Here is a 3,234-nt window from a genome sequence, read left to right on the forward strand (position 1 = left end):
ATCGCTTGCATAGGCAAAAATATCTTCGGCATCACTAAGTAGTAGTTTGCGCAGCATTAACCTTGGTGTTTGCAAAGTGAGAAATTGATCTGGTAGTTCTTGCATATTAGGGATATTCATAAAACCATGACTTATAGCTATAGTCAGTAATGTTAGGACAAAAATCAAACTCAATAGAGAGTTGCGGCGCGAAGCGCCGCAACTCTCTATTGGGTTTGATGTCCCGATACAGTTGACGGCAGCTATACCAATACACTTGGCTACAACAAAGTCGAGATTGCTAGACGAGTGGCGGCGCTAAGTGCCACCACTCGTCTAGCAATCCAAATTACTACACAAATTACTACACAATGCTTTACATTTCACCTAGGTATCCCAGAGTGAATGTAAAGTATTTAACAGTGATATATCAATCCTTAATCTATTTATTGGGGCTTGACTTTTTTGGTTAGGGCTCCCAGTAGAAAAATTTTATAAAAATCCTCAGTCGCATATTCACATATTAGTAAGTAGTAAGAAACGATTATGACTATCGCCCCTATCGCCCCTAGTAGGGTTTTATCAAAGGTTCCCGTTGATTCTAAAATCCGAGTAAAACAGTTCATGCAGAATCTGCAAGATAGCATTTGCCAAGGCTTAGAAGAACTCGATGGCAAAGCTAAGTTTCAACAGGATCAGTGGGAGCGAGCTGAGGGTGGCGGCGGGCGATCGCGAGTAATTACCGACGGCGACTATTTTGATAAAGGTGGCGTTAATTTTTCTGAAGTCTATGGTTCTCAGTTACCTCCAGCCATTTTGCGCCATCACCCTGAGGTGGCAGGTGAGACCTTTTATGCAACGGGTACTTCGATGGTGTTACACCCTAAGAATCCCTACGCTCCCACCGTGCATCTTAACTACCGCTATTTTGAAGCAGGTCCAATCTGGTGGTTTGGTGGAGGACTCGACCTCACTCCCTACTATGGCTTTGGTGAAGATGCCAAACATATGCATAGCACGCTTAAGGATGCCTGCGATCGCCACAATCCCCATTACTATCCCGTTTTTAAGCAATGGTGTGATGATTACTTTTTCCTCAAGCATCGCGGTGAAACCCGTGGCGTAGGTGGCATCTTCTTTGACTATCAAAATGGAGAGGATGGGCTTTACAAAAACAGTAGTGACTCCACAACCGCTCAAGTTATGAGTGACGAGATCGGTGATGTACCTCGCACTTGGGAAGAGATTTTTTCCTTTGTGAATAGCTGCGGCAATGCGTTTCTCCCTGCCTATACCCCGATCGCCAATCGTCGTCGCCATATGGAATTTGGCGATCGCGAAAAGCAATGGCAGCTATACCGTCGTGGACGCTATGTAGAATTTAACCTCGTTTACGATCGCGGCACGATCTTCGGTCTGCAAACCAATGGTCGGACTGAATCGATCCTGATGTCACTACCACCGCTCGTACGTTGGGATTACGACTACCATCCCGAACCCAATACGCCCGAAGCCGAGCTTCATGAAACATTCTTGAAACCTCAAGACTGGATTAACTGGCAAGCCTAATAAAAAAAACACCTCTTACGGGGTGTTTTTTTATAGAGATCAGCCAATCCAAACACCATTTGCATAGTCTAGCCAATACTGCACTAACCATATGCCTGATATACCCAGTATCCATAAAAGTAATTTACACACTTTACGAGATGAAAAACACTGACTTATATACGCAATTACCACAAAAAAATAAGGCGTTCCGAATATAAAACGTCTTAAGCTCGTTAATTTTGGGTCGCTAAAAACAATAATGATTGAATGGATGAGAGCAAAATAGATACAAAACCAAAACAAATAACTGCTAGACAAACTATTAGCTGACTGAGTTAGATATATTTCTTTTGACTTAATCGATTTATTTAGAAAATTAGCTTTATTAAAATCTAAGCTATAAAATGCTAAGAAAGCTGGCGGATAGGCAAAAAGTAATATCCATTGCCAAAACTTTGGAATTACAAAAGTTAATTTTTTAATATTTGTAGAGATAGAAACCAGCCATGCTGTGATTGTTGCGATCGCAGGTAAATAGATAGAAATAAAATCAGCATAGGTTAGTGGTACAAAAAATAGTTGAGGATAAAAACCTAATTGTTTTCCCCAAGCTTTTTGATCGTGGAAAGGAGCCAAGAAATCTCCTCTTATACTCAAACAATAAAAGCCATACACGCAATAACCAGCTAAAGCTCCAAGACATATTAGGAAAGTAGCTATGCCATAAAGTCTTAGTATTGTAGAAAAACTTACACCCTTTTGAAATTTATTAATTATCAGAGTTGATAAAAATGCCAATATCGAAGCAGCTACTGCTTGCAATAGAAAAGGTCTTGTCAATGAGAGAAAGAATGAAAATATAAATATACATGCAAATATAAATAACAATTTGAAAGATATTTTTGATATTTTTTTTAAATCACTTAAAGCAATAAGAAAGAACAAACTCAAGACAGAAAAAATCGCTTCAGTATATCCAATCATCCTAAAAACCGATAAAGGACTGATGGCATATATTGCTGCGGTTAAAATTGTTACTCTGTAGCTTTTTATATTTTTCTTTAGCAACCATAAAAATAGAGGAATACTAATTAAAGATAATAGACTGCCAAAAACACGAAAACATAATGCTGCAATGTCTGCATTGCCTAATTTACCTAGTCTATTAATAAGCCACGGCCACAGGGGATAAAACGCATTACAAGTTGGATTTATTGCTAGGTTAGAATAATGTTCGACATCATAAAAAAGCTTGCTAGGAGAACTTGAAAAAAAACTTGAAAGTATATGCGGATTTATAACTATAGCAATAGCTATGAAAAAGATAGAAAACAAAATAATTAGCAATGACATTAAAAATATATTGAATTTCATTACCTAAGTGGGTATGTCTAGTTAAATATAAAATCTCAAAACTTTATGATATGCTATCTACAGGTAATTTAAGACACAATCGGAACCCAAAATAGAGTTGTGTTATGAAGTCAAGTAACTCTATTTTGGGTTATATGCTTTGGCTCAATAGGTGTTTCGGGGAGGTAAAGAAAGTAGGGAGTCTAGCAAAGCACTGAGCAAAGCTTTACCCCTCCTCTTGGCATTATGAACAAACTCAAAGAAGCTCAAATACAAAGGTAACTTTTCTTGAGAAATCCCACGATGAGGTCGTAACCAAGAGCGTAAAAGCGACCAAAAGCCTTCCATCGT

The 3,234-nt window shown here is 38.6% G+C and carries 2 protein-coding genes and 1 pseudogene; 1 reads left to right on the top strand and 2 read right to left on the bottom strand.

Annotated elements, in window-relative coordinates:
* Positions 1 to 525 precede the first annotated feature (525 nt).
* Positions 526 to 1,548, top strand: a complete 1,023-nt coding sequence (hemF, locus tag AC805_RS10785; RefSeq protein ID WP_055075440.1) for an oxygen-dependent coproporphyrinogen oxidase — start codon at positions 526 to 528, stop codon at positions 1,546 to 1,548.
* A gap of 39 nt (positions 1,549 to 1,587) precedes the next feature.
* On the opposite strand, the gene AC805_RS10790 is transcribed toward hemF, so the two are convergent.
* A complete protein-coding gene (locus tag AC805_RS10790) occupies positions 1,588 to 2,904 on the bottom strand; it encodes a hypothetical protein (RefSeq protein WP_055075441.1) in 1,317 nt (438 codons plus the stop codon).
* Between the two features lie 144 nt (positions 2,905 to 3,048).
* A pseudogene (locus AC805_RS26815) lies at positions 3,049 to 3,234 on the bottom strand (DDE transposase); the annotation flags it as partial.

Origin of the sequence: Pseudanabaena sp. 'Roaring Creek' (assembly GCF_001402795.1) — a bacterium.
Classification (GTDB): Bacteria; Cyanobacteriota; Cyanobacteriia; order Pseudanabaenales; family Pseudanabaenaceae; genus Pseudanabaena.

Excerpts from the sequence above, each read along its gene's own strand:
- hemF (WP_055075440.1), top strand. The coding sequence starts at position 526 with ATGACTATCGCCCCTATCGCCCCTAGTAGGGTTTTATCAAAGGTTCCC.
- AC805_RS10790 (WP_055075441.1), bottom strand. The coding sequence starts at position 2,904 with ATGAAATTCAATATATTTTTAATGTCATTGCTAATTATTTTGTTTTCT.